Annotated in this window: 25 protein-coding genes; 18 read left to right on the forward strand and 7 right to left on the reverse strand. The window is 66.3% G+C overall.

The features are described from left to right. Nucleotides 1-3 precede the first annotated feature (3 nt). From BLP88_RS03535 to proC, 7 genes are all read left to right on the forward strand, one after another. The gene (locus tag BLP88_RS03535; RefSeq protein ID WP_074586944.1) at nucleotides 4-1,707 is read left to right on the forward strand and encodes a DUF7059 domain-containing protein; all 1,704 of its coding nucleotides are present in this window, start codon (nucleotides 4-6) and stop codon (nucleotides 1,705-1,707) included. A 38-nt stretch (nucleotides 1,708-1,745) separates the two neighbouring features. Further along, nucleotides 1,746-2,390, forward strand: a complete 645-nt coding sequence (locus tag BLP88_RS03540) for an ArsR/SmtB family transcription factor (protein WP_245679752.1) — start codon at nucleotides 1,746-1,748, stop codon at nucleotides 2,388-2,390. Nucleotides 2,391-2,469: 79 nt separating this feature from the next. Continuing rightward, nucleotides 2,470-5,193: a type I DNA topoisomerase gene (topA, locus tag BLP88_RS03545; RefSeq protein WP_074586948.1), complete on the forward strand. Its 2,724-nt coding sequence runs from the start codon at nucleotides 2,470-2,472 to the stop codon at nucleotides 5,191-5,193. Between the two features lie 176 nt (nucleotides 5,194-5,369). Next, nucleotides 5,370-5,786 carry an SseB family protein gene (locus BLP88_RS03550; protein WP_074586950.1) on the forward strand — a complete coding sequence of 139 codons (417 nt, stop codon included), beginning with the start codon at nucleotides 5,370-5,372 and terminating at the stop codon, nucleotides 5,784-5,786. A 53-nt stretch (nucleotides 5,787-5,839) separates the two neighbouring features. Continuing rightward, nucleotides 5,840-6,892, forward strand: a complete 1,053-nt coding sequence (locus tag BLP88_RS03555; protein ID WP_084110754.1) for a Ppx/GppA phosphatase family protein — start codon at nucleotides 5,840-5,842, stop codon at nucleotides 6,890-6,892. 1 nt (nucleotide 6,893) lies between these two features. After that, a complete protein-coding gene (locus BLP88_RS03560) occupies nucleotides 6,894-7,742 on the forward strand; it encodes a sugar phosphate isomerase/epimerase family protein (RefSeq protein ID WP_074586952.1) in 849 nt (282 codons plus the stop codon). A 304-nt stretch (nucleotides 7,743-8,046) separates the two neighbouring features. After that, nucleotides 8,047-8,874 (forward strand): pyrroline-5-carboxylate reductase, encoded by an 828-nt coding sequence (gene proC / locus BLP88_RS03565; RefSeq protein WP_074586954.1) that lies wholly within the window; start codon nucleotides 8,047-8,049, stop codon nucleotides 8,872-8,874. A 14-nt stretch (nucleotides 8,875-8,888) separates the two neighbouring features. On the opposite strand, the gene BLP88_RS03570 is transcribed toward proC, so the two are convergent. Together BLP88_RS03570 and BLP88_RS03575 are read right to left on the reverse strand one after the other, a co-directional pair. Further along, the gene (locus BLP88_RS03570) at nucleotides 8,889-9,527 is read right to left on the reverse strand and encodes a potassium channel family protein (RefSeq protein ID WP_373366905.1); all 639 of its coding nucleotides are present in this window, start codon (nucleotides 9,525-9,527) and stop codon (nucleotides 8,889-8,891) included. A gap of 40 nt (nucleotides 9,528-9,567) precedes the next feature. Next, nucleotides 9,568-11,001: a TrkH family potassium uptake protein gene (locus BLP88_RS03575; protein ID WP_074586958.1), complete on the reverse strand. Its 1,434-nt coding sequence runs from the start codon at nucleotides 10,999-11,001 to the stop codon at nucleotides 9,568-9,570. Nucleotides 11,002-11,110: 109 nt separating this feature from the next. Between BLP88_RS03575 and BLP88_RS03580 the strand changes: the two genes are divergently transcribed. Next, entirely contained in the window at nucleotides 11,111-12,322 is a 1,212-nt protein-coding gene (locus BLP88_RS03580; protein ID WP_074586960.1) for an acetoin utilization protein AcuC, read from the forward strand. Between the two features lie 36 nt (nucleotides 12,323-12,358). Here the strand turns inward: BLP88_RS03580 and BLP88_RS03585 are convergent, their stop codons facing one another. After that, nucleotides 12,359-12,835 carry a hypothetical protein gene (locus BLP88_RS03585; protein ID WP_074587211.1) on the reverse strand — a complete coding sequence of 159 codons (477 nt, stop codon included), beginning with the start codon at nucleotides 12,833-12,835 and terminating at the stop codon, nucleotides 12,359-12,361. A 363-nt stretch (nucleotides 12,836-13,198) separates the two neighbouring features. Here BLP88_RS03585 and BLP88_RS18675 point away from each other — a divergent pair, with 363 nt between their 5' ends. From BLP88_RS18675 to BLP88_RS03595, 3 genes are all read left to right on the forward strand, one after another. Beyond that, on the forward strand, nucleotides 13,199-13,672 hold the full coding sequence (locus tag BLP88_RS18675) for a hypothetical protein (RefSeq protein ID WP_139163288.1): 474 nt from the start codon (nucleotides 13,199-13,201) through the stop codon (nucleotides 13,670-13,672). Between the two features lie 251 nt (nucleotides 13,673-13,923). Continuing rightward, nucleotides 13,924-14,247 carry a hypothetical protein gene (locus BLP88_RS03590; protein WP_074586962.1) on the forward strand — a complete coding sequence of 108 codons (324 nt, stop codon included), beginning with the start codon at nucleotides 13,924-13,926 and terminating at the stop codon, nucleotides 14,245-14,247. Between the two features lie 80 nt (nucleotides 14,248-14,327). Then, entirely contained in the window at nucleotides 14,328-14,888 is a 561-nt protein-coding gene (locus BLP88_RS03595) for an ArsR/SmtB family transcription factor (protein ID WP_074586964.1), read from the forward strand. A gap of 60 nt (nucleotides 14,889-14,948) precedes the next feature. Here BLP88_RS03595 and BLP88_RS03600 read toward each other — a convergent pair whose 3' ends face one another. Continuing rightward, entirely contained in the window at nucleotides 14,949-16,289 is a 1,341-nt protein-coding gene (locus tag BLP88_RS03600; RefSeq protein ID WP_074586966.1) for an alpha-hydroxy acid oxidase, read from the reverse strand. A gap of 78 nt (nucleotides 16,290-16,367) precedes the next feature. Between BLP88_RS03600 and BLP88_RS03605 the strand changes: the two genes are divergently transcribed. Next, nucleotides 16,368-17,057: a FadR/GntR family transcriptional regulator gene (locus BLP88_RS03605; protein WP_074586968.1), complete on the forward strand. Its 690-nt coding sequence runs from the start codon at nucleotides 16,368-16,370 to the stop codon at nucleotides 17,055-17,057. A gap of 38 nt (nucleotides 17,058-17,095) precedes the next feature. Here BLP88_RS03605 and BLP88_RS03610 read toward each other — a convergent pair whose 3' ends face one another. After that, nucleotides 17,096-18,109, reverse strand: coding sequence for a LacI family DNA-binding transcriptional regulator (locus BLP88_RS03610; RefSeq protein ID WP_074586969.1), 1,014 nt, complete (start codon nucleotides 18,107-18,109; stop codon nucleotides 17,096-17,098). Nucleotides 18,110-18,372: 263 nt separating this feature from the next. On the opposite strand from BLP88_RS03610, the gene BLP88_RS03615 reads away from it, so the two are divergent. From BLP88_RS03615 to BLP88_RS03630, 4 genes are all read left to right on the forward strand, one after another. Next, entirely contained in the window at nucleotides 18,373-19,404 is a 1,032-nt protein-coding gene (locus BLP88_RS03615; RefSeq protein ID WP_074586971.1) for an Ig-like domain-containing protein, read from the forward strand. Nucleotides 19,405-19,628: 224 nt separating this feature from the next. Further along, nucleotides 19,629-20,771 (forward strand): 3-deoxy-7-phosphoheptulonate synthase, encoded by a 1,143-nt coding sequence (locus BLP88_RS03620; RefSeq protein WP_074586972.1) that lies wholly within the window; start codon nucleotides 19,629-19,631, stop codon nucleotides 20,769-20,771. Between the two features lie 146 nt (nucleotides 20,772-20,917). After that, on the forward strand, nucleotides 20,918-21,130 hold the full coding sequence (locus BLP88_RS03625) for a helix-turn-helix domain-containing protein (RefSeq protein WP_074586973.1): 213 nt from the start codon (nucleotides 20,918-20,920) through the stop codon (nucleotides 21,128-21,130). Between the two features lie 156 nt (nucleotides 21,131-21,286). After that, nucleotides 21,287-21,385 carry a 30S ribosomal protein bS22 gene (locus tag BLP88_RS03630; protein ID WP_003792170.1) on the forward strand — a complete coding sequence of 33 codons (99 nt, stop codon included), beginning with the start codon at nucleotides 21,287-21,289 and terminating at the stop codon, nucleotides 21,383-21,385. A 132-nt stretch (nucleotides 21,386-21,517) separates the two neighbouring features. Here BLP88_RS03630 and BLP88_RS03635 read toward each other — a convergent pair whose 3' ends face one another. Further along, on the reverse strand, nucleotides 21,518-22,336 hold the full coding sequence (locus BLP88_RS03635) for an HAD family hydrolase (RefSeq protein WP_074586974.1): 819 nt from the start codon (nucleotides 22,334-22,336) through the stop codon (nucleotides 21,518-21,520). A gap of 110 nt (nucleotides 22,337-22,446) precedes the next feature. Here BLP88_RS03635 and BLP88_RS03640 point away from each other — a divergent pair, with 110 nt between their 5' ends. Continuing rightward, complete coding sequence (locus tag BLP88_RS03640) at nucleotides 22,447-22,701, forward strand: glutaredoxin family protein (RefSeq protein ID WP_074586976.1); 255 nt, start codon at nucleotides 22,447-22,449, stop codon at nucleotides 22,699-22,701. A 66-nt stretch (nucleotides 22,702-22,767) separates the two neighbouring features. Continuing rightward, nucleotides 22,768-23,475: a redox-sensing transcriptional repressor Rex gene (locus BLP88_RS03645; RefSeq protein WP_074586977.1), complete on the forward strand. Its 708-nt coding sequence runs from the start codon at nucleotides 22,768-22,770 to the stop codon at nucleotides 23,473-23,475. A 64-nt stretch (nucleotides 23,476-23,539) separates the two neighbouring features. On the opposite strand, the gene BLP88_RS03650 is transcribed toward BLP88_RS03645, so the two are convergent. Continuing rightward, nucleotides 23,540-24,415 (reverse strand): COX15/CtaA family protein, encoded by an 876-nt coding sequence (locus BLP88_RS03650; protein ID WP_074586978.1) that lies wholly within the window; start codon nucleotides 24,413-24,415, stop codon nucleotides 23,540-23,542. Between the last annotated feature and the right edge of the window lie 99 nt (nucleotides 24,416-24,514).

Genomic DNA, 24,514 nt, shown 5'->3' on the forward strand with positions numbered 1-24,514 from the left:
AAGGTGACCGATTCCGCAACGCATTTCACCGCCGGCAATACTCCTGACGCGCCCCGGAGCGACCTTCCGGAGCTGCTCACCACCCTCGCCGGGGATCTGCGTGCGGTGGGGTTCACCCTCGACGGCGTGGCGGAGCTCCTCGGAGCCTCCGCCCACGACGCCCTTGGCCGGGACCAGCTCGTCCCGGCGCTGCTCGCCACCGAGCCGGCCGCCCTGGAAGGCAAGCCGGATGGTGCTGCCGCGCTCGCCGTCGTCGTGCGGCTGTGGCTGCTCGCTGTTCCGCAGTCCGCGGAACACCTCGACGCCGCCCTGCCGGGAACCGGCACCGCCGGGCTGCTCCGGCTGGGACTGGTGGAGAACGACGGCGGCGCTGTCGCCGCCAAGGTGGACCTGCGCCCCTACGGCTGGGAGGCCGGGGACGGCCGCACTGTCGAACTGTGGGTCTCCAGCGACCTCGCGGCGCACCAGCGGCCCGGAGTCCTGCGCCACGACCATGTGCTGGGCATCGGGCAGGCCTCCACCACGCTCGTCCAGAGCACCATCCGCCGCCCCGCGGCCCGCGCCCTGGACCTCGGCACGGGCTGCGGCATCCAAACCTTCCACCTCCTCGAGCACTGCGGCCATGTCACCGCCACGGACATTTCGGAACGGGCGCTCGCGTTCACCCGCTTCAACCTGCTTCTGAATGCGGACGCCCTCGGCCTGGACCCGGGCCGGCTGGAGGACCGGGTCAGCCTGCGGCTTGGCTCCCTGCTGGACCCTGTGGCCGGCGAACAGTTCGATCTTGTGGTGTCCAACCCGCCCTTTGTCATTACTCCCCGCAGCGGCGGCGAGGATGCCTCGGCGCAGTTCACCTACCGCGACGGCGGCCTGCCGGGGGACGAGATTGTCTCCCGCCTGGTCCGTGCCCTTCCGGACGTGCTCGTTCCCGGCGGGACGGTGCAGATGCTCGGCAACTGGGAGATCACCGCCGGCACGGGCTGGAGCGAACGGCCCTCCTCCTGGCTGGACGGGACGGACACCGAAGCCTGGTTCATCCAGCGCGAACAGGTCGGGCCGGAGGTCTACGCGGAGACCTGGCTGCAGGATGCCTCCGAAGGCCGGGACAAGGCCCTCTACCGCGGCACATACGCCGCCTACCTGGCAGACTTTGCCTCCCGGGACGTCGGGGCTGTCGGCTTCGGCATGATCTGGCTGCGCCGCCCCGCGGACGGTGCGGCGCCGGACGGTGCGGCGCCGGGCGGAGCAGCACCGGACAGCACGCGCCGTTTCGAGGAAATCACCTACCCCATCGAGCAGCCGGTCGGGCCCCACCTGGGCTTCGCCGTCGAACGCTCCGACTGGCTCGCCAGGCACGCCCTGGAGGACGCGCACCTGCTGGTCGCCGAGGACGTCACGGAGGAACGCCACCAGCGGCCCGGGGCCGAACATCCCGGCGTCATCCTGCTGCGCCAGGGCGCGGGCCTGCGCCGGACCAACCTGTTGAGCACCGAACTCGCCGGGTTCGTCTCGGCCTGCGACGGCGAGCTCACGGTCCGGCAACTGATCGGCGCCCTCGCGGCGCTGCTTGGCGGCGGGGATGACTTCGATCCCGACGCATTCCGGTCCGGGCTGCTGTCAGAGGTCGGCAACCTGGTCCGGGACGGTTTCCTGCTGCCCGCCGACCCCGTGCCGGCGGGGAGTGCCGGGGAGGACGCTCACGGGTGAGGGATGGGACCCAAAGCGGCTACGGCTACACTGATCCGGTGAATGAAGACAATGGGGCCAACGCGGAACAGGTCCCCACGAAACGCCGGCGTCGGGTCGAGAAGACGGTTGAAATTACCGATCCCAAGGCCATCCGTGCCCTCGCGCACGCGGCCCGGCTCGAAGTGATTTCCGAGCTGTACGAATCCCAGCTCAGCCGGACGGCCACCGAACTCGCGGCCCAGACCGGACTCACCCCGAGTGCCATGAGCTATCACCTCCGTGCCCTCCAGAAGTGGGGGATCGTCGTGCCGGCCGAAACCACCGGCGACGCACGGGAGCGCCGCTGGAAGGCGGCGGGAACCGAGTTCAACATCGTCTCCGGCGGCAGCGTCGCCAACCCGGAGCTCGCCGTCGTCGACCTCGAACTCGACGTCTTCCGGCGCCGGGCGCTGTCCTACTCGCGCGCCAGGAACGAACAGCGGGCCAGGGGAGAGGTACTGGACTCGTCGGCGGCGATGATCCTGGCCAGCAAACTGCTGTACCTGACCATGGAACAGCGCGTTGAGCTCAACCACCGGATTTCCGAAGTCCTGCGCGACTACGAACTGGAAGATCCCGCCAGCATTCCGAACGGCGCCGAGCGGATGGCCACCATGTGGTCCCTGATCCCGGACGACCGGAGCCCGGGCTTATCCACCTAGCAAAGGCAGGATTCTGCAATTTGTGGTGAACTAGGCCAAGATGGGCACCAGCCCCAGCCATTTTTTTCGTAGGAGAACCGTGCCCAGCAAGGCAAAAACCGGCAAGAAACTCGTGATCGTGGAGTCTCCGGCCAAAAGCAAGACCATTGCCAAGTACCTTGGCGAAGGCTTTGTTGTCGAGGCCTCGATCGGCCACATCCGGGACCTCCCGCAGCCATCGGACCTGCCTGCTGAACTGAAGAAAACCTCGGTGGGCAAGTTCGCCGTGGACATCGAAAACGACTTCAAGCCGTACTACGTGGTGTCCCCGGACAAGAAGAAGAAGGTTGCCGAGCTCAAGGCCCAGCTGAAAGACGCCGACGCGCTCTACCTCGCAACCGATGGGGACCGCGAAGGCGAAGCCATCGCGTGGCACCTGCTGGAAGTGCTCAAGCCCAAGGTCCCGGTTTACCGCATGACCTTCGGCGAAATCACCAAGGAAGCCATCCACCGCGCCATGGACAACCTGCGCGACGTGGACAGCGCACTGGTGGACGCCCAGGAAACCCGCCGCATCCTGGACCGCCTCTACGGTTACGAAATCTCCCCGGTGCTGTGGCGCAAGGTGGCCCGCGGCCTCTCCGCCGGCCGCGTGCAGTCCGTGGTGACCCGCATGGTGGTGGACCGCGAACGCGAACGCATGGCCTTCAAGGCCGCCTCCTACTGGGACCTGACCGGCCAGTTCGGCGCGGACAGCGGGTCCTTCAAGGCCAAGCTCGCAGCGGTGGACGGTGCCAAGGTTGCCAGCGGCCGTGACTTCAACGACGACGGCGTCCTCACCTCCGCGAACGCCGTGCACCTTGACGAACAGCTCGCTTCGTCCTTGGCCGCCGGGCTGGAAAAGGCGGACTTCCAGGTCCGCTCCGTCGACACCAAGCCGTACACCCGCCGCCCCGCTGCGCCCTTCACCACCTCCACGCTGCAGCAGGAAGCCGGCCGCAAGCTGCGCTTCTCGTCGAAGAGCACCATGCAGATCGCCCAGCGCCTGTATGAAAACGGCTACATCACCTATATGCGTACCGACTCCTCGGCGCTGAGCGACGAAGCCGTCACCGCCGCCCGCCGCCAGGCCTCCGAACTGTACGGGCCCGAGTATGTCCCGCAGGGCGCCCGGGTCTACGCGAACAAGGCCGCCAACGCCCAGGAAGCCCACGAGGCCATCCGCCCCGCCGGTGACTCCTTCCGCACCCCGGCCCAGGTGGCCGGCCAGCTCAGCGGCGACGAGTTCCGCCTCTACGAGTTGATCTGGAAGCGCACCGTCGCGTCCCAGATGGCCGACGCCAAGGGTTCCACCGCCACCATCCGCCTCGGCGCGGTTTCCGCTGACGGGCGCGACGCCGAGTTCTCGGCGTCCGGCACCGTCATCACCTTCCCCGGCTTCCTGGCCGCCTACGAAGAAGGCAAGGACGAAAGCCGCGGCGACGACGATTCGGACGAAGGCCGCCGCCTGCCGAACGTCGCCAAGGGTGACGCCCTGAAAGCTTCGGAAATTGTCGCCGTCGGGCATGAAACGTCGCCGCCGCCGCGGTACACGGAAGCCTCGCTCACCGCCGAATTGGAAAAGCGCGGCATCGGCCGCCCGTCCACCTACGCCTCCACGATTTCCACCATCCAGGACCGCGGCTACGTGCGGAAGCAGGGCTCCGCCCTGGTCCCGAGCTGGATCGCTTTCTCGGTGATCCGCCTGCTCGAACGGCACTTCACGGACTACGTGGACTACGAATTCACCGCGGACATGGAAGGCGACCTGGACAAGATCGCCAACGGCCAGGCCGTTGGTGCCGCCTGGCTCAAGCACTTCTACTACGGCGAAGACAGCGATCCCGGCCTGCTGAGCATCGTGAACAACCTGGGCGAGATCGACGCGCGGGACATCAACTCGGTACCGATCGCCGAGGGCATCACCCTGCGCGTGGGCAAGTTCGGCCCGTACCTGGAAAGCTCCGTGCCCACCGTGGACGCCAAGACCGGCGAGATCGTGGAAGCGGCGCGGGCCAACGTCCCTGAAGATCTTGCCCCGGACGAACTCACCCCCGCCAAGGCCATCGAACTCATGGAGACCTCCGCGCCGGAGGAACGCGTGCTCGGCACCGACCCGCACACCGGCCACACCGTGGTCGCCAAGAACGGCCGCTACGGCGCCTACGTCACCGAGATCATCCCGGAAATGACCGAGGAACAGCTTGCCGCGCTTCCGGTCGAGTACTACAAGAACGGCAAGCCGAAACCGCCGAAGAAGCCCGTCAAGGCCAAGCCGCGTACGGGCTCGCTCTTCAAGTCCATGACCGTGGAAAGCGTCACGCTCGACGAGGCGCTGGCCCTCATGAGCCTGCCCCGGGTGCTGGGCGAGGACGCCGAGGGCACCCCGATCACGGTGCAGAACGGCCGCTTTGGCCCGTACCTGAAGAAGGGCACGGACTCCCGTTCCATCGGCAGCGAAGAGGAAATCTTCACCATCACGCTGGATCAGGCCCTGGAGATCTATTCTCAGCCCAAGCAGCGCGGCGCACGCGCCGCCGTGCCGCCACTGGCCGAGTTCGGTCCGGACCCCGTTTCGGAGAAGAACATCGTGGTGAAGGAAGGCCGCTTCGGCCCGTACATCACCGACGGCGTCACCAACATCACCGTGCCGCGCGCCACCCCGCTCGAGGAACTGACGCGCGAGAAGGCCATCGAACTGCTCGCCGAGAAGCGCGCCAAGGGCCCGGTCAAGCGGACCACCACCCGCAAGGCGCCTGCCAAGAAGGCTGCCGCCAAGAAGTAACCGGGGCCGGACCAAGCGCCGAAGTCGCCGGAACGCTGCGGACTCGCTGGAAATTTCCGGCGAGCTGACAGCGTTCCGGCGATTTCGCGCTCGCGAGCCCGGCAGGAACCCACAAGCCCATCCCGGCCCGGCCACGAATTTCGACAGCGGCCCCCCGGATGTGATCGGCTAGGTACATGAGCGATCAGCCGGAAACCACTGACAACAGCCCCCTGAACGAGCTTGAGGAGAACCTCGCGAAAGCGGGAAACCCCGATGCCAACCCCGTCGAGGTCATCCTGTCCTTCCTCAACAACGAGGTCTATATCCTCAGCACCGACGCCCTGGACACCCCCGACGCCACCGTGGAGCCCCTCGTCCTGGCCAACGTTGAGGGCCAGCCCGTGCTGGCGGTCTTCAGCCACCCCAGCCGCGCGGACTCCCATTTCCTGGAGGCCGCACCGAACGTGCTGGCTACCCACGGTTCGGCCATCCTCGACAGCATCGGCGACGAAATCGGCCTGGTCATCAACCCGGGCAGCGAGCACGGATTCGAAATGGGCCCGGAAGGCATCGCCAACGTGCGCCGCGACTTCAAGCGGGCAGGCGAGTAGCCCGCGGCCGTCGCACTTGCTTCACACAGTTCCAAACGCGGAATAATGTCAGCATGCGTCTTGGCGTCCTAGACATCGGTTCGAACACCGTCCATTTGCTTCTGGTGGATGCCCATCCGGGCGCACGGCCCGTGGCGTTCGCGTCACACAAGCGGCCGCTGTCCCTGGTGCAGTTCCTGGACGCTGAAGGGAACATCAACGAGGCCGGGCAGCATGAGCTGATCGAGTTCGTGCTCGAAGCCTGGGAGTTCGCGGCCAAGCACAAGGCCGAGGACCTGCTGGCGTTCTGTACCTCGGCCATCCGTGAAGCCACGAACGGCCCCGAAGTGCTGGCCAGGGTCAAGCACGAAACCACTGTCACCCTGCAGGAACTTACCGGCGACGAAGAGGCCTCCATGACCTTCTTCGCCGTCCGCCGCTGGTACGGCTGGGGCGCCGGCCCCATCCTGGACCTGGACATCGGCGGCGGCTCCTTCGAAATGGCCTTCGGCCAGGACGAGCTCCCGGAGTTGGCCATGTCCGTGCCCCTGGGCGCCAGCCGCCTCACCCGGGACTGGCTGCACGAGGATCCGCCCACCGCCAAGAGCGTCAAGGAGCTGCGGCGCTACATCCGTGCCACGCTGAAGCCGGTGGTGCGGGAGTTCAAGGATCTGGGCCGGGCCAACCTCGTGGCCGGAACGTCAAAGACGTTCCGCTCCCTGGCCCGCGTTGCCGGGGCCGCCCCCAGCGGTGCCGGCCCGTACGTCAAGCGCGAACTGCACGCCACGGACCTCGGCCTGTGGGCGCAACGGATCTCCGCCATGACCGTCGCGGACCGGCTCTACCTGCCCGGGGTGTCCGAAGCCCGGGCCCGGCAGATCCTCGCCGGCGCGCTGGTGGCCGAAACCGCGCTGGAGCTCTTCGAATTCCCCAGCATGGAGATCTGCCCCTGGGCCCTGCGCGAAGGCCTGATCCTGCGCAGGCTGGACCAGTTGGTCTTCGACGGCCCGCTGCAGCCGGCACCGCACGTCGGTGCCGCCTCCGTTTCCAAGAAGAAAAAAGCAACGGACGACGGCGGCCCGGCAGTCCCGCTCCCGGCCGCCGCCACAGCCGGGCAGGCCAGCTGACATGCGTAGCGGCGTCGGGCAGTTAAGGGAAGGGGGCCAGGCCGGGGACCCGAAAATCCCGGTGGCACTTTCGAGCGCCTCCGTGTACCCCCTGAGCGTGCACGACGCCTTCGCGGTGGCGCAGGACCTGGGCTACGACGGCGTCGAGGTGATGGTGACCAACAACGCCACCAGCCAGAACCCGGCCGCGCTCGATCAGCTCAGCCAGCGCTACGGCCAGCCGGTCGTCTCCATCCACGCCCCCACCCTGCTGCTGACCCAGCAGGTCTGGGGGACAGCATGGAACAAGATCGAAATGTCCTGCAGGATGGCCCGGGACCTGGGCTGCAGCACTGTGGTGGTCCACCCGCCGTTCCGCTGGCAGTCGAACTACGCCGAGAACTTCGCCGCGGGCGTCCGGGAAATGGCAGCGCTCTACCAAGTGCACATCGCCGTGGAGAACATGTACCCGTGGCGCGTCCGCGGCAGGGAAGCCCTTGCCTACCTGCCGCACTGGGACCCGGTGGGACAGGATTACGACGCCGTCACCTGGGACTTCTCGCACGCCGCCACGGCGGGGGCCAGCAGCCTCGAGGCGGTGCAGGCGCTGGGAAGCAAGCTGCGGCATGTGCACCTGACCGATGGCTCCGGTTCGGGGCGGGACGAGCACCTTATCCCGGGCCGCGGAACCCAGCAGTGCGCCGAGGTCCTGCAGCACCTGGCGGGCAACGGCTTCACCGGAAGCATCGTGGCCGAGATTTCCACGCGCAGGGCCAAGGCTGCGGGGGAGCGCGAGGAATGGCTCGCCGAGACCCTGCGGTTTGCCCGCCAGCACCTGGGCGCGCCCCTCGTGGGGGCCTTCGAAGTCTGACCAGCGCCGGAAGCCTGCTGAAGCGGCGCGGTCCCGGAGCACAGGGTTAAACGAGAAAGCACCGGCGGCTGATCGGGAAAATGGGGGGAAACCCGTTCAAACCGCCGGTGCTTTGGCGGACATCCCCATGCCCGCCTCATCACTCGCACCCTCAATGAGGTAGTTACTACGTTACGAAGCAACGTTGGGTGCAAGCTGCAATAACCTTGGGAGTTGGCTGGGAATCCCGGCGCGCGCCCGGGTTGGCCGGAGCCGGACTTCCGGCGGCTTCAGCAGCGCAACGGCGAACTGGCATGATGGAGCCATGACTCGAATCGCATTCCTTGGCTGTGGATCCATGAACGAGGCCATCCTGGGCGGCCTGCTTGCCGCCGGGACCGACCCCTCCGATGTCGTCGCCACCGTGCGCCGGGCCGAACGGGCCGATGAACTGGCCCACCGCCACGGAATCATGGCGATCGCCGGAGCCGAAGATCCTGACAACAACAAACTCGCCGCCAAGGGCGCCGGGGTGGTCATCCTGGGCGTGAAGCCGGTGGGCATTACCGACCTCGCCCGCGAGATTTCGCCGGTCCTGGCCCCGAGCACCATCGTGGTCAGCGTGGCCGCCGCCGTCTCCATCGCCCAGCTGGAAGCCGCCCTTCCCCCGGGCCAGCCCGTCATCCGCACCATGCCTAACACTCCGGCAAGGCTCGGCCGCGGCGTGATTTCCGTGTCGGCCGGCAGCAACGTCACTCCCGAACAGCAGCAGCTTGTCACCGAGTTGCTCTCCGCCGCGGGCACCGTGGTGGAAATCCCGGAGGATCAGGTGGACGCGCTCTCGGCCATCAGCGGCTCGGGCCCGGCGTACGCCTTCTATCTCGCCGAAGCCATGGCCGCCGCCGGCGTCGAGCTTGGACTGGATCCGGAACTCTCCGTGCGGATCTCCCGCGAAACCGTGGCCGGTGCCGGCTACATGCTCGCCGAGCCCGGCGCGGACCCCACCGCATTGCGCGTGGCCGTGACCAGCCCCAACGGCACCACCGAACGCGCCATTGCGGCGTTCAATGAGGGCGGCATCCCTGCGATCATCGCCGACGGCGCCCGCGCGGCAGCTGCCCGTGCCGCGGAAATCACGAAGCAGCTCGGCTGAAACCCCGGAAAAACCTACGGCCGGGCCGCGAAACGTTCCAGCAGGTCCACGTGTCCGGAAACGATGAGCATGTCCCGACCGGACACCTTCGTCTCCGGGCGGGCGTAGGTGAAGTCCTCGCCCGGCGACTTCACGCCCACAATAGTCACGCCGTACTTGGAACGGACCTTGGATTCGTCCAGGGTGAAGCCCACGGTTTCCTTCGGCGGGTACATTTTCACGATTGCGAAATCGTCGTCGAACTCGATGAAGTCCAGCATGCGCCCCGACACCAGGTGCGCCGCACGAACGCCGGCGTCAGCCTCGGGATAGATGACGTGGTTGGCGCCGATGCGGCTCAGGATCTTGCCGTGCGAGGGCGTGATCGCCTTGACCCACAGGTGCTCGATCCCCAGGTCCACCAGGTTCACGGTGATGAGCACCGAGGATTCGATCGAGGTGCCCACACCCACCACGGCTGAGCTGAACTCCTGGGCACCGAGTTGGCGGAGGGCGTCGATGTTCGTGGCGTCGGCCTCCACCACGTGGGTGAGGACGGGGGCCCACTTCTGCACCAGGGAGCGGTCCCGTTCGATGGCCAGGACTTCACGGCCTTGCTTGACCAGTTGCTCGGCGGTGGCGGAGCCGAAGCGGCCCAGGCCGATGACCAGCACGGGGGCATTGTGCGCCGGACGGTTGGGGGCGCCTGAGGTGTTAGCCAATGATCGGCCTTTCTTCGGGGTAGTGGTAGAGCTGGCTGCGCTGGCGCAGGGCCAGTGCGGCGGCGAGGGTGACAGTGCCGACGCGCCCCATGAACATGAGCGCGGTCAGGACATAAACGCCTGACGGCGGCAGTTCGGCACTGAGGTTCGTGCTGAGCCCCACCGTGGCGAAGGCGGAGATCGTTTCGAAAAGCACCCGGTCCAGGGTCGCGCCGCTGATCTGCAGGAGCAGGAACGAAGACACTGACACGAGGGTGGCGCCGGCGACGATCACCGAGATGGCAACCCGCATGGTGCCCTGCGGGATGGTGCGGCCGTACACCTTCACGTCCGCGTCGCCGCGGGCCTCGGCCGTGATGGCGAGGAACATGACGGCGATGGTGGTCACCTTGATGCCGCCCGCCGTCGACGCCGAACCGCCCCCTGCGAACATCAGCGCGTCCGTGAGCAGCATGGTGGTGGATTCCATGTGGTTCTGGTCCACCAGGTTGAAGCCGCCGGACCGGGTCATCACGGAGGCGAAGAGCGAATGGATGATCTTGTCGGCCAGGTTCATGTGGGCGATGGTCCGGGCGTTGTCCCATTCCATCAGGGCCCACAGGAAGGTTCCGGCAGCCAGCAGGATGAAGGAGACCTGGATGGTCAGCTTCGTATGCAGGTTCCATTTCCTCCAGTTGAGCCCGTTCTGCTGCAGCACCATCACCACGGGGAAGCCGAGGCTGCCCAGGAAGACCCCCAACATCAGCGGGATGAGGATCCAGAGGTCCGTCTCATACGGGACGATGCCGTCCGAGTGCGGGGTGAAACCGGCGTTGTTGAAGGCCGAAATCGAGTAGAAGACGCCGTGCCAGACGGATTGCCAGAAGTTTTCCCCCAGGATCATGAAGCGGGGGATCAGAGCCAATGCCAGGGCGCCTTCGATCACCACGGAGGTGGTGATGACGATCCGCAGCAGGGTACCGACTTCGCCGAGGCGGCCGGCGTTGTTCATGGCTTCCTGCGCAATGAGCTTGCCGCGCACGCCCAGCCGCTTGCTCACCATGAGGGCGAGCAGCGAGGCGAGGGTCAAGGTTCCCAAGCCGCCCACGAAGATGCCCACAAGGATCACCAGCTGCCCGAAGAACGTCCAGTGGGTCGCCGTCGAGACCACCGTAAGCCCGGTGACGCACACCGCCGAGGCGGCCGTGAACATCGCCTCATGGAGGGGGGTGACCACACCGGCGGCTGATGCGGCGGGGAGGGAGAGCAAACCGGTGAAAAGCAGGATGACCAGGGAGAACGCGGTCAGGGCGAGCCGGGCCGGCGAGGTGTTGGCGATGTTGTCGATGAAGTCCCGGAGGCCGGTGAAGATCCACAGGCCTTCCCGCTCAGGCTGGTCGGGATGCCAGCTGGCCGGGCGCGGAGACCTCGACTGGCTCTGGGTCATGGCAGTGCTTTTCGCTTCGGTTGTATGGATCGGCTGTCTTGAGTAGTAAACCACTAATCGCCCCCGGGAGCCGGGCTGACGGCCTTCTGCCTCGGGTAGCCTGTCCTTGATGACTTCCCGGCCCGGCCTCCGTCCGTCCGCGCTGCCCACGACGGTGGCGTGGAGCCCCGCCATGGCCGCCTACGATTTCGGCCCGGGCCATCCCATGGCGCCGGCTCGCCTTGAACTGACGGCGCGGCTGGCCGATGCCCTCGGCCTCTTTGACCTGCCGCACGTTTCGCTCCGGGAACCGGACACCGCGTCCGACGCCGAACTCCAGCGGGTGCACAGCGCGGACTACATTGCCGCGGTGCGGCGTGCGGGCGAAGACCCGACGGCGTCGGACCCGGAACGCGGGCTGGGAACCGAGGACGACCCCGCCTTCGCCGGAATGCACGAGGCCAGCGCCCGGCTGGCCGGAGCCTCCCTGCTCTGCGCCGAGGTTCTGCTTTCGGGCGCCTCGGTGCGTGCCGTGAATTTCGGCGGCGGCCTGCACCACGCTTCGCGGGAACGCGCCAGCGGATTCTGCATCTACAACGACGCCGCCCTGGCCGTGCAACGGCTGCTGGACGGCGGCGTCGGCAAGGTCGCGTACATCGACGTCGACGCACATCACGGCGACGGCACCCAGAGCATCTTCTGGGACGACCCCAGGGTGCTCACCATTTCCCTGCACGAATCGGGGCTGACCTTGTTCCCGGGCACTGGTTTCGCCAACGAGACCGGCGGGCCGCGCGCGCCGGGGACCGCCGTGAACGTCGCCCTGCCGGCCGGAACGGGCGACGCCGGCTGGTTGCGGGCGTTCCACGCCGTGGTTCCGCAGCTGGTGGGGGCGTTCGAGCCGGAGGTCATCGTCAGCCAGCACGGCTGCGACTCGCACGCCAACGACCCCCTCACGAACCTCAACCTCAGCGTGGACGGCCAGCGCGAGGCCGCCACCGCCGTCGCCGGCCTGGCCGGCCGCTATTGCGGCAACCGGTGGATCGCCACCGGGGGAGGCGGGTACGACATCACCGGCGTGGTTCCCAGGACCTGGTCCCACCTGATCGGCATCGTGGCGCAGAACCCGGTTCCCGTGGGCACGCGCGTGCCGGAGGAATGGCTTGAATACGTCCGGGAAAAGTTTGGCCGCAACGCACCCGAACGCATGGGGGACGACGTGGACATCTGGTGGCGTTCCTGGGAGGTCGGCTACGACCCCGCGGACCCCGTGGACCGCAGCATCATCGCCACCCGCAAGGAAGTCTTCCCGCTGCACGGGCTGGACCCCTGGTTCGACTGAGTTCCGATTTCGCCTGAGCTGCCGGGGTCGACTGAGCTAGGCAGCCTTCTCCGTCTGGAACACCACGCCCGCGGCCCCGACCAGCCAGCCCAGCAGGGACAGCGCGAAGGCACCGATGAGGTCCGTGGACGCAGTCCCCTTGACCAGCCAGACAATGAGGACCAGCAGGCCCACGGCCATGTAGACCATGATCGCCGCGATGATCCTGCCGGATAGCTTCGCGGCGACTTCCGCCGGGAAGGACACTCCGGGCTCGCCCGGCGGCGCTTCGTCCTGTCCGCGCTTGACCTCGGCGATCGTGAAGCCCAGGGCCGACGCCGTCAGGGAACCCAGCGATGTCGCCATCACTCCGGCGGCGGTCACCAAGGCACCGTTCAGCGCAGGGGCGGTTGCGGTACCTGTGGGAACCCACGTGCCCACGCGCAGGAGGACGGCGAGCCATACGGCGACGAAGAGGATCAGGAACACCGCGGCGATGATGTTGAACATCTGCCGCCGGAAGAAGTCAGCCATGGCCACGCACCCCGCCCCGCTCTGGCCGCGGCCTGATGGCCGCCTGGACCGTGTGATCGTTCTACCACTGACGTCCCTGGACGAAAAGGGGTGTGGCCAGGCACCCGCGCAGGCGCGCTCGTTGGTGCAGTCTGATAAATCAGGAAGAAGATCCTCATGTGATGCAAAGCCACGGAAGGAATTTTTATGGGTTAGCAGAATGCCTGCGCTTGTTTCCTAAACATCCACGGGCACGAGCTTGACTTTCGGAGTCGTTCTGCAAGACTGGACACGCCTTGTGGGGGCGCATCATTGATATGTGGAGGAAATGCCATCGTTTGAAGGAAAATCGGCGCGAGTTTTGTTGCGATCGCTCTTGCCAGTTTGCTTGGGCTTGTTTCGGCGACGCAAGCATCCGCTGTTGACGAAATTCCAATCACTCCCGATGTAATTGCTGAAGCAGATCGGATAGCCGTAGCGGATCCTCTCACCGACGACGAGATGGAAGAGATCGCTGAGGCGTTTGCTCAGGAATACTCTGCAGAGCAGAAGCTGTCTGTCTCCGAGCTGAAGAAGCTTGATTCTCAGCTTGCTAGCGGCGAATTGACCGTATGGGCAAACGGTCGGCAGGTTCAGCCGGGAAGAACGAGGCAGGTACAGGGCGCGTCTTCTCGCGCAGAGCTCAATCCTATGGCTATCTTTGTCCCTCAGACCTGGGCGGCCTGTGGAGCGTTTGATCCCGAATACAAGAATGTGCGGACTTTCTATTTGAATACCATTCCGTATACGTATCGCCCTGTCTATCTGAAATGCGGAACAAGCGGGTGGGGTATCGCCATATTCTGTCCAGGCATATGACGGACTGGCAAAATAAGGCTATATATGTTGGAGCGAACTGGCGTGAGATGGCCGACTTTGCGATCACCGATGCACTTCAACATGTCTACAGTGGCACATATAACCCGATCAATCAGACCTATTCCTACCGCGGTGTTGTTGAGCTTAGGCGATATGACGGGAAAACGATGCACACTTTCTATCCCCGTGTTGCAGTTTCGGCGGGAGACTATCGGATCATCACCGCATTCCCTAGTAGCACGAGGTAGACGATGAAGGATTATGCCCGGTTCATTTCCCAGCTGAAGTATGTGCTTTCAAATGACGGCCGGGTCGATGTCGAGGGCGCGGATGGTCAAGCTACGGTGGCATTCACCACTCGGGACGGTCGGCGTTTCGACTTCAGGGCAAGTTTGGACGAGATTTACAGACTCGTCGAGCTAAACGACAGCGAAATACTCTCCCGCGCCGAGGATTCGTCGCCCCTGGAAGCGCAGCTGAGGTTGTTCTCGGTCCATGTGTGGGAAGCAGTGGAGACCGCCGCGGATGACGCACGCTTCTTTGAAGTGCGGGACTTCGGAGTCGTCGCTGTCTGAGGCTCCCCTCCGTTCCGACGCGCTCCTGCACGGCGAAATAGTTGATGCCTTTTGACGTATATGTCGCTAGGGTGGGAGGCATGGTGACTGACGACGTATTTGCCGTCATTGCTGAGGCGACCCGGCGTGACATCCTGGTTTCCCTCCGCTCTGGGGACAAGGCTGTGGGGGAACTGGTCCAGGAGCTCGAAGCCAGCCAGCCCACCATTTCCAAGCACTTGAAAGTGCTCCGCGAGGCAGACCTCGTCAGCATGCGCGCCCAGGGGCAGAAGCGCTACTACGCGCTGAACCCGAAGCCCCTCGCCGGGATTGCCAGCTGGCTGGAAACGTTCGACGTCGGCCCTTCCGCATCCGCTGCTTCCGACGCCGCTTCAGCGGCAGCCACGCCGGATCAGCGCGCCGGTGCCGGACAGGCGGCCCAGCCGGCCGCCGTCGGGACCCGACAGGCACCGGCAGTAGCGGGCCAGCCCCTTGACGCAGCACAGCCGGCACAGGAAGGTGTTCCTGCACCGGCTGCGGTGGATGACACCGTTCCTCAGCAGATCGGCCGCACGGTGGGCCGCGCCGCCACGAGGGCCGCGGACCTGCTCGCCAAGCTGCCGGACCTGCCCAACCTGCCCAAGTTTGGCCGGAAGAAGTAGCGCTTCCCTCAACTAGCTAGCAGTTAATGCCGTTTTGAGCGCTCAAAACGGCATTAACTGCTAGTCAGTTTGGGAGGACCGTCCGCCCTGCAGCAGCCGCACGTGCTCCGGGTTCAGTTCGGAGATCTTCGTGACGCCCAGCAGGGCCATGGTGCGGGCCATGTCCTTCTCCAGGATCTGGATGGTCCGGTCCACGCCGGCACGGCCGCCGGCCATTAGCCCGTAGAGGTAGGCGCGGCCGATCAGGGCAAAGTCGGCGCCGAGCGCCAGCGCCGCAACGATGTCGGCGCCGCTCATAATGCCTGTGTCCAGCATGACTGCGGCCCCGGAGTTCCGTTCCTTGACGGCGGCGGAAACCCCTGGCAGCAAGTGCAGCGGAATCGGGGCCCGATCCAGCTGGCGGCCGCCGTGGTTGGAGACCACCACGCCGTCGGCCCCGTGGTCCACCACCTTCACGGCGTCCTCCACGGTCTGGATGCCCTTGACCACGAGCTTGCCCTTCCAGGTTTCGCGCAGCCAGTCGAGGTCGTCGAAGGTCAGAGTGGGGTCGAACATCGAGTTGATCAGCTCGGCCACCGTGCCCGTGTACCGGGACAAGGAGGCGAAAGTCAGCGGCTCGTGGGTGAGGAAATTGAACCACCAGGCCGGCCTGTAGGACGCATCGACGACGGTCCTCAGGGTCAGGGCCGGGGGAATGGTCATGCCGTTGCGGACGTCCCGCAGCCGTGCCCCGGCCACGGCGGTGTCCACGGTGACCATGAGGGTATCGTTGCCGGCCGCGGCGGCGCGTTCGATCAGCTCGAGTGAACGCTCGCGGTCCGTCCACAGGTACAGCTGGAACCAATTGCGTCCGTGCGGCGCCGCGGCGGCCACGTCCTCGATCGAGGCCGTGCCCATCGTGGACAGGGTGTAGGGGATGCCTGCGGCCTCGGCGGCCTGGGAGCCGGCGTATTCGCCCTCGGACTGCATCATCCGGGTGAAGCCGGTGGGGGCGATGCCGAAGGGGAGGCGGGCGGCCCTGCCGAGGATGTCCGTGCTGAGATCGATGCTGGACACATTGCGGAGGATCCCAGGGCGGAACTCGATGTCCTGGAAGGCCTGGCGTGCGCGGCGCAGGCTGATTTCGGCTTCGGCGGCACCGTCCGTGTAGTCGAAGGGCGCCTGCGGGGTGCGACGCTTGGCGATGTCCCGCAACTCCCAGATGGTGGAGGCGCGCTTGAGCCGGGCGGCGTTGCTGAACTCCGGCTTCTTGAACTGCATCAGCGGGGCCAGGTCCGCGTATTTGGGTATCCGGCGCTTGAGGGCCGGCGGGTTAACGACGGCGGAGCTGCCGTTGGGTGCCGCGGCGGCGCTGTTGTTCGCAGCGGCTGTGCCGCTGGTGGGCTGGACGGTCTGCGTCATGGTGGTCTCCGGACTCGCTGGTGTGGTTGGACCACACTTTATTCCATGTGGTCTGACCACATCAAGTAGAATTCCGGCATGCGAACCCACGAACTCGTCCTGGAGTGGATCGAAAAGCAGTTCTCCGACGGCAAGCTCCTGCTCGGGGGCCGGCTGCCGGCTGAGCGCGCCCTCGCGGAGCAGCTCCGGGTGTCCCGGACGTCCGTGCGCGAGGCGATCCGGATCCTCGAAGCCATGGGTGTGGTCCGCGCGGGGGTGGGCTCGGGCAAGGACGCCGGAACCGTGGTCATCGCGGACCCGGCCGCGGCCCTCGGATCCGCGCTGCGCCTGCACGCGGCCACCCGGCACCTACCGGTGGCCGACATCGTGGAGACCCGCGTGCTGCTGGAATCATGGGCAGTTTCAAGGGCCCGGCCGGGGTCGCCGGCCCTTGCAGAGGCTGCCGTCCTCCTCGACGAAATGGACGCCGCCCCGGGAGCCGAAGACTTCCTGGCCCTGGACGTCCGTTTCCACCTCGCCCTGGCCGAGGCGGCGGGCAACGTGGTGGTGAGCGCCATGATGGCCTCCCTGCGCGAAGCCATCGAAGGGTACGCCGCCGAGCTGACGAAGAACCTGCCGGACTGGGATGCCACCGCCCGGCGGCTCCGGGCCGAGCACCGTGCCATCCTGACGGCGGTGAACGCGGGCGACGGCGGCAAAGCGGCCGCGCTGGTGGGCGCACACATCGAGGGCTACTACCGCGAAGCCGGGCTCGGCGCCTCCGCCTGAGATCTCCCTCCCCGGCAGTTCGCCGCGTTCCGGGTGAATCAGGCCTTCGGGGGAGCGGTGCTGCCGCGGATTTCCAGGTGCGGCTCGAAATGGTCGGTGGGGGACTCGGCGTCGGCCTGCTTAATGTGTTCGCGCATCCGGCGCCAGGCAAGGCTGCCCAGCTGGGTGATCGGCACGGCAGCGGTGGTCAGGCCCGGCATGGTGTAGCGGGCGAAGGGCATGTCGTCGTACCCCGTGATCGAGAGGTCTTCCGGCACACGGATTCCGCGTTCGCTCAATCCGTGCAGCAGGCCCATGGCCGCCACGTCGTTGAACACCAGGATGCCCGTGGCCCCGCAGGAGGCGACGGCGTCGCTTGCCTCGTTGCCGGCGTCGTAGGTGTTTCCCCCGGGGATGAACTGCAGCTCGACCTCCGGGTAGTCCTGGACGAACTTCTCCAGCCCGCGCAGGCGCTGAACGTTCGAGGCGCTGCGCTCCGGGCCGGTCAGGTAGGCGATCCTGCGGTGTCCCAGTTCCACCAGGTGCGCACCGAGCTGCTGGATGCCGTGCCCGTAGTCCACCACCAGGCTGGGGGTGGAGGAATGCTCGGTGGTGCGGTTGATCAGCACCAGCGGATGCAGTGTGGGTGCGAGTTCTTCGAGGTCGTCCTGGCTCATGCGGGGGGCGCAAAGCACGACGCCGTCGCAGCGCCGGCGTGCCTCGCCGGCCAGGATCGCTTCCTCGCTGGAGACCTCGGAGGAGTCCGCGATCAGCACCCGGTAGCCGTCTCGCGCGGCGGCGATGCTGACGTCCCGGAGGATCGACTGGAAGGTGGGGTTCGACAGGTCCGGCACAACGATGCCGATGGTTTCCGTTTTGCCCAGGGCCAGGCTGCGTCCCACCGGATTCGGTTTGTACTTCAGCTCGGCGGCGGCAGCCTGGACCCGCGCGGCGATGGCGGAATTCACGGTGGTGTTGCCATTCATCACCCGTGAAACGGTGGCGTGCGAAACTCCGGCCCGTGCCGCCACGTCTCCGATTCCGACGCGGCGCCGTGTGCTCCGATCTGCCATGGCTTCCTTCTTGACGCTGCCTGTCCTAGCTCCTGACTGTCCACACCGCAACCGGCGGCCGGTCAGTTCTCCTGGCGCCGAGTCTAGCGACTTTTGGGAAACGTTTTCTCAGGATGTCCTTCCATTGCGCCCGCTCTCCAGGGCGGTTGCCGAAAACCGGGTATCCGGCAACGGGAAACGGGTCTATCCTTGTGCCGTCGGCCGTTCACTGTCACGAAGATGCTGGGGCTTTCCCTGACAATCCTGTCGGGAAGAAGGAAGCTGTGTTCACTACCCAGTCCGGAAGCGCCTTCCGCCGCGCCCTGATCCTTGTGGCTGCATTGCTGCTGATGCCCTCGTTCGCCGCGGCGCCGGTGCACGCAGCGGATACCCTGGCCGCCGTCGATGTGACCGCCAACGGCAATTTCCAGCTGGTCTTCCCCGGCCAGCCGGCACAGGTGGTGGGCCAGGTGCTGCCGGTGTATCCCACATCGCTGGTGCCCACGGGAACAGTCACCCTCCTGCCGGACGACGCGGACACCCCGCTTGACGTTTCCGGGCTCAGCAACGACATCCTGCCCGGACTGTTCGTCCTCATCGCGCCGCCCCTGGACCTTGGCACGCACTATTTCCGTGCCGCGTATTCGGGCGATGCGAACTTTGCCCCGAAAACCATCCGCTTTCCCATCGTGGTGATCAGCGGACCGGAAACCGCAACCTCGCTGGCGCTGAGTCCGGCCGGCGGTTCCGTTGCAGGCGAGACGGTCGTGATGACGGCCCAGGTCTCAGCGCTGGACGGTCCGCTCACCGGTGAGCCTCTCGGCGAGGTCACGTTCACGGTCGACGGCGTCGACGTCGCCACAGTGGCCGTCAGCACCGGCTGGGTGGCCGTTTTCAGTACGTCCGCGTTGACCGTCGGGACCCACTCGGTTTCGGCGGCGTACCAGCACCAGGCAGGGGACTACTTCGCCTCAGCGTCGCCGGTCCTCTCCTATACGGTTTCGGCGCCGCCCACGGCTGAGGTCCGTGCGCAATTCCGGGTCAGTCCCCACGGCACCGTACAGGCAGGTGAGCCCGTGACCGCCCGTGCCGTGATCGAACCGCGGCTCGTGCACGGCCCGACTCCCACAGGCCTGGTGCAGTTCTACGACGGGAGCACACCGGTGGGGGAGCCCGCGGAACTGGCTGCCGGAACCGCCGCATTTGTCTATCAGCAGTTGGGTCCGGGCAAGCATGTGCTCAAGGCAAAGTACCTCGGCTCAAGCCTGTATCTCCCGGCATTCACGCCGTCGCGGACGGTGACTGTTACGGGATGAGACAGGAACCGGTTTTGCGGCCGGGGTGCCTTCATGGCTATGGTGTGTCCATGACTAAGCGTTGGTATGCGTATTTTTCGTTGGCTCTGGAGGGGCCCGCGTCTAACTGACACGCATCCAACTAACCTTCAGAGCCAACAGGGCAGAGATGATTTCTCTGCCCTTCGCCATATCCGGCGGGTTCTGATGAGGGCCCGCTCCGCCTCCGGAACAGGACCCCAAAAATGACCAGCATCGCCGAAAACCCCGCAACACTCGACGCCAGCCAGGACGCAGCAGCCGGCCGCTCCACGTCGAACCTGCGGGTCAGCCGCTTCGAACCGCTGCCGGCCCCGCAGGAAGTGATCGCCGAACTGCCGCTCGGCGCGAAGGCCGCAGCTGTCGTCGAACGCGGGCGTGACGAGATCCGGGCCATCATGGACGGCGTCGATGACCGCCTGCTCGTGATCGTCGGCCCCTGCTCGATCCACGACCCCAAGGCCGGGCTGGAATACGCCCGCCGGCTGGTCAGCCAGGCCGAAAAGCACAAGGAAGACCTCCTGGTGGTCATGCGGGCCTACTTCGAAAAGCCGCGCACCACGGTGGGCTGGAAGGGCCTCATCAACGATCCGCACCTGGACGGCAGCCACGACATCGCTGCGGGCCTGCGCGCCGCCCGCGGTTTCCTGCAGCAGGTCACCGAGCTCGGGCTGCCCACGGCCACGGAATTCCTGGAGCCGATCAGCCCGCAGTACATGGCGGACCTCGTTGCCTGGGGAGCCATCGGCGCCCGCACCACCGAAAGCCAGATCCACCGCCAACTCGCCTCCGGCCTGTCCATGCCGATCGGCTTCAAGAACGGCACCGACGGCGACCTCCAAGTGGCCATCGACGCCTGCGGTGCGGCCGCCGCCCAGCAGGCGTTCCTCGGGATCGACGGCGACGGCCGTGCAGCCCTCGTGGCGACCGCCGGCAACCCGGACACGCACGTGATCCTGCGCGGCGGACGCAAGGGCCCCAACTACTCCGCAGACGACGTCGCCGCGGCCTCCGGGAAGCTGTCCGCTAAGGGCCTGAACCCGCGCCTGATCGTCGATGCCAGCCACGCGAACAGCGGAAAGAACCACCACCGGCAGGCCGAGGTCGCCCTGGAGGTCGGCGCGCAGCTCGAAGCCGATCCGGCCTCCCCGGTGGCCGGCATCATGCTGGAAAGCTTCCTGGTGGGCGGTGCCCAGAACCTGGACGTCGAGCTGCAACTGGCGGGGACGCAGGAGTTGGTCTACGGCCAGAGCGTTACTGATGCCTGCATGGAATGGGAGGTTACCGCGTCCGTGCTCGAACAGCTTGCGGCCTCGTCCCGCAAGCGGCGCGAGGCTGCCGCGGCGTAGGCGTCAAAGTGGCCTCCGGGACTTTCACATTGGTCTCAGCAGCCTCTAAAGTATCTAGCACATGGTTGTGATGGCTCAGCATCGGAACGCCGCAGTCATGGGCGCTGGGGTTGTCCTTGTCAGCTGAGAGCAAAGGAATATGGAGAATGTCCGCAGAGACCAACTTCTCGAATGCGCGATTCATGACCGTGGCCGAAGTGGCCGAGGTTCTCCGGGTTTCCAAAATGACCGTGTACCGTCTGGTCCACTCCGGCGAAATGCCGGCCGTCCGGTTCGGCCGGTCATTCCGGGTTCCCGAGGAAGCCGTTGCCCAGTACCTCAAGGGTGCCGTGGTGGACGGCCGCTCGGAGAGCGCCTGACGCCCAAGGGGCTCCGGTTCACGGTCATTGGGTGCCTCCGCGAGGCGGTACCCTGTTAAGGAACGTTTTACGTCACTGTAAGAATCCGTCTGTTGCGGGGCCTTCGCCGGCCCCGTCCGGCAGGCGGGAACTTCACTTATTTGTTAAGGAACTTTCGTGGGTTCAGTTATTAAGAAGCGCCGCAAGCGTATGGCCAAGAAGAAGCACCGCAAGTTGCTTCGTAAGACCCGCCACCAGCGCCGCAACAAGAAGTAGGAATACTTCGCAGTGCGTGAATGCCCGTTGCCTCCCGAGGCGGCGGGCATTTTTGCGTCCTGACTTGGCTGCGGAATGGCCCATCGCGCAGACCCGGCGCCGTCAGACCCCGAAGCGTCAGGCCGGCTGCTTTCAGACCCGCGGGCCGCGGAACTTGCTGAAGCCGCGCCACAGGCCGTAGATGGCCCCGCCCACCGTGGCGGCCTTCAGCCCCAGGGTGGCGGCGCGTCGGCCCGAGCGGAAGTCGTAGACCGGCCAGTTGTTCTCGCGGGCGTGGCGGCGCAGCGCGGCGTCGGGGTTGATGCACACCGGATGGCCCACGAGAGTGAGCAGCGGGATGTCATTGTGTGAATCGCTGTACGCCCAGCAGCGTTTCAGGTCCAGGTCTTCCTCGTCGGCGACCCGCTGGACCGCCACGGCCTTCGCCGGGCCGTGCAGGATGTCGCCCACGAGCCTGCCCGTGTAGACGCCGTCTTCGATTTCGCCTACGGTGCCGAGGGCGCCGGTGAGGCCAAGCCGGGTGGAGATCACCTTCGCGACCTCGATGGGCGTTGCGGTGACCAGCCACACCTTGCGGCCAACCCGCAGGTGCTGTTCGGCCAGCGCCTTCGTGCCGGGCCAGATCCGGGACTCGATCATCTCGTCGTAGACTTCTTCACCCAGCTCGTGGACTTCGGAGACCTTGATGCCTGCAGCGAGCGTGAGGGCGGAATCGCGGACCGCGTGAACGTCGTCCATGTTTTCGCCGCGGAGCACGAACTTGAACTGCTTCCACGCGAAACCCGCGGCCTGGGACAGCGTGAAGGCCTTGCGTTCGTACATTTTCCGCGCCACGTGGAAGAGGCTGGCGCCGCGCATCAGGGTGTTGTCGACGTCGAAGAATGCGGCTTCGCCGTGTTGCTGCTTCACAGCCGGCGCGGTGGCCACAGCGGCGTTCTTCTCGTCGGGCATGCCATGAGTCTAATCAATTGCCCCGCCGGACGCGGTGCCGGGCCCTGCGCATGAATTCCGCGCCGCCCGCGCTTTCGACGCCGCCCCGTGCCCCGGGCTACCGTTGAAGCATGCCGATTCCCGACGTCGTTCTCCTCACCAAACCCGACTGCCACCTTTGCGCCGCGGCGCGGGACGCCGTCGAACGCGTCGCCTCGGGGCTGGGGCTGCCGTGGCGCGAGACCTCCATCGAAGGCGATCCCGAACTGCGTGAACGTTACGCCGAGGAGATCCCCGTGGTCCTGGTGGACGGCATCCAGCGCGACTTCTGGAAGATCGACGAAGCGCGGCTCACCCGGGTGCTCCAGAAGGCCCTGGCGACCTGACGGCGAACCGGACGGCTTTGTTGAGTGCGGGAACCCCGCAATAGAGTGGGACAACAAAGCAACGCAATGGAGACGACCGTGACTGCGCTGGAACCATCCGCCGAGCCCGCCCCGGGCGAGCAGGATTCTGCTGCCAAGCAGATCCCGCCTGCAGCAGTGGCCCGGATGACCCTCTACCTTCGTGCGCTCAATTCCCTCCTGGGCGAAGGCGTGGAACGGGTTTCCTCCGAAGCGTTGGCCGAGGCCTCGGGAGTCAGTTCTTCCACGCTCCGCAAGGACTTGTCCTATGTGGGGTCCTACGGCACGAGGGGCGTGGGGTACGAGGTCCAGTACCTGAGCCGTCACATCGCGGCAGCCCTGGGCCTCACCCACGACTGGAAGGTGGCCATCGTGGGCGCCGGAAACCTCGGCAAGGCCCTGGCCAGGTACGGCGGGTTCCAGTCCCGCGGGTTCGACGTGGTGGCCATCCTCGACGCCGACCCCATGGTGGTCGGCAATGAAGTCGGCTGGCTGCGGGTCAGCGACGCGGCGAACCTTGAGCAGGTCCTGCAGCGGACGGGCACCAACATGGTGGTCCTGGCGCTGCCTGCGGCCGTGGCCCAGGACGTGTGCAACCGCGTGATCAACGCCGGCATCCGCAGCATCCTCAGCTTCGCCCCCGTGCTGCTGCAGGTTCCGCCGCACGTCAACCTGCGCAAGGTGGACATGGCCACCGAACTGCAGATACTCGCCTACCACGCACAACGGGCGCAGACCCCGGGCCAGGCCGTCTGATACTGCCCGACGGCGGCCGGGACTGCGCCCGTTCGTTGTTGCGGTGTGTTGTCCGCAGCGAAGGCTAGCGGCCGTACGGGGACTGGCCGTAGGGGTTCGCGAACGGCTGGGCCTTGCGGAAGTACGGTGCCGATGCCGGCAGATAGAGCAGCACGATCGCGGCGACGCCGAGCAGGATGGTGATGATGCCGATGCTGATCTGGCCCAGGCCCAGCAGCGAGATGACGGCAAAGACCGTGCCGAGGATCCGGGCCCAGTTCTTCCCCTTGCGGACGTTGAAGGCAACGAGGGCATAGAGGCCTGCGATGATCACGCTGAAGACCACGAACATCGTGGACACCATCCCACGGAAGCTGTCCAGATCGATCCCTGGGCTGTTGGGCTGGTTCCGCATGGTCTCTTCCATGAGGTCGCCGAACTCGGGCGAGTTGATCATGGCAAGCGAAAGCGGGATGCCGATCAGGGTCAGTACGCCTGCGGCAAGGATGAGCCAGAACGAGACGTTGACCAGCTGCGGCACCCCGGAGGTGGTGGCAGGCTGCTGGCTGGGCCACGCGGACTGTCCGTAGGGTGACTGGCCATACGGGGACTGCCCGTAGGGCGACTGACCATACTGGGATTGGCCGAACTGGCCGCCCTGCGGGGCACTCTGGCCATACTGCGGCGTTCCCTGGCCGTACTGCGGGGCGCCCTGGCCGTACTGGGGTGCGGACGGCTGCTGGCCGTATGCGGGCGGGGTCTGCCCGTATTGCGGTGCGTCCTGCCCGTACTGGGGCTGTGCCGGCTGGCCGTACTGCGGCGCCGGGGTCTGCCCGTATTGCGGGGCGTCCTGCCCGTATTGGGGCTGTGCCGGCTGGCCGTACTGGGGCTGTTCGGACTTGGCCTGCTCTGAACCGGCGTTCTCACCGGAGTTGGTGGGCGGGTATGGAGGGTTGCTCATGGCATTCCTTTGCATGTTCGACTGCGGGTTCGGCTGCCGGGCCAGCAAATACACCTGCCCCCAGCTTGGCTTATGTCCACCGTACCTCGGCCGCGGGCC

This window comes from Arthrobacter cupressi (assembly GCF_900099975.1).
GTDB lineage: Bacteria > Actinomycetota > Actinomycetes > Actinomycetales > Micrococcaceae > Arthrobacter > Arthrobacter cupressi.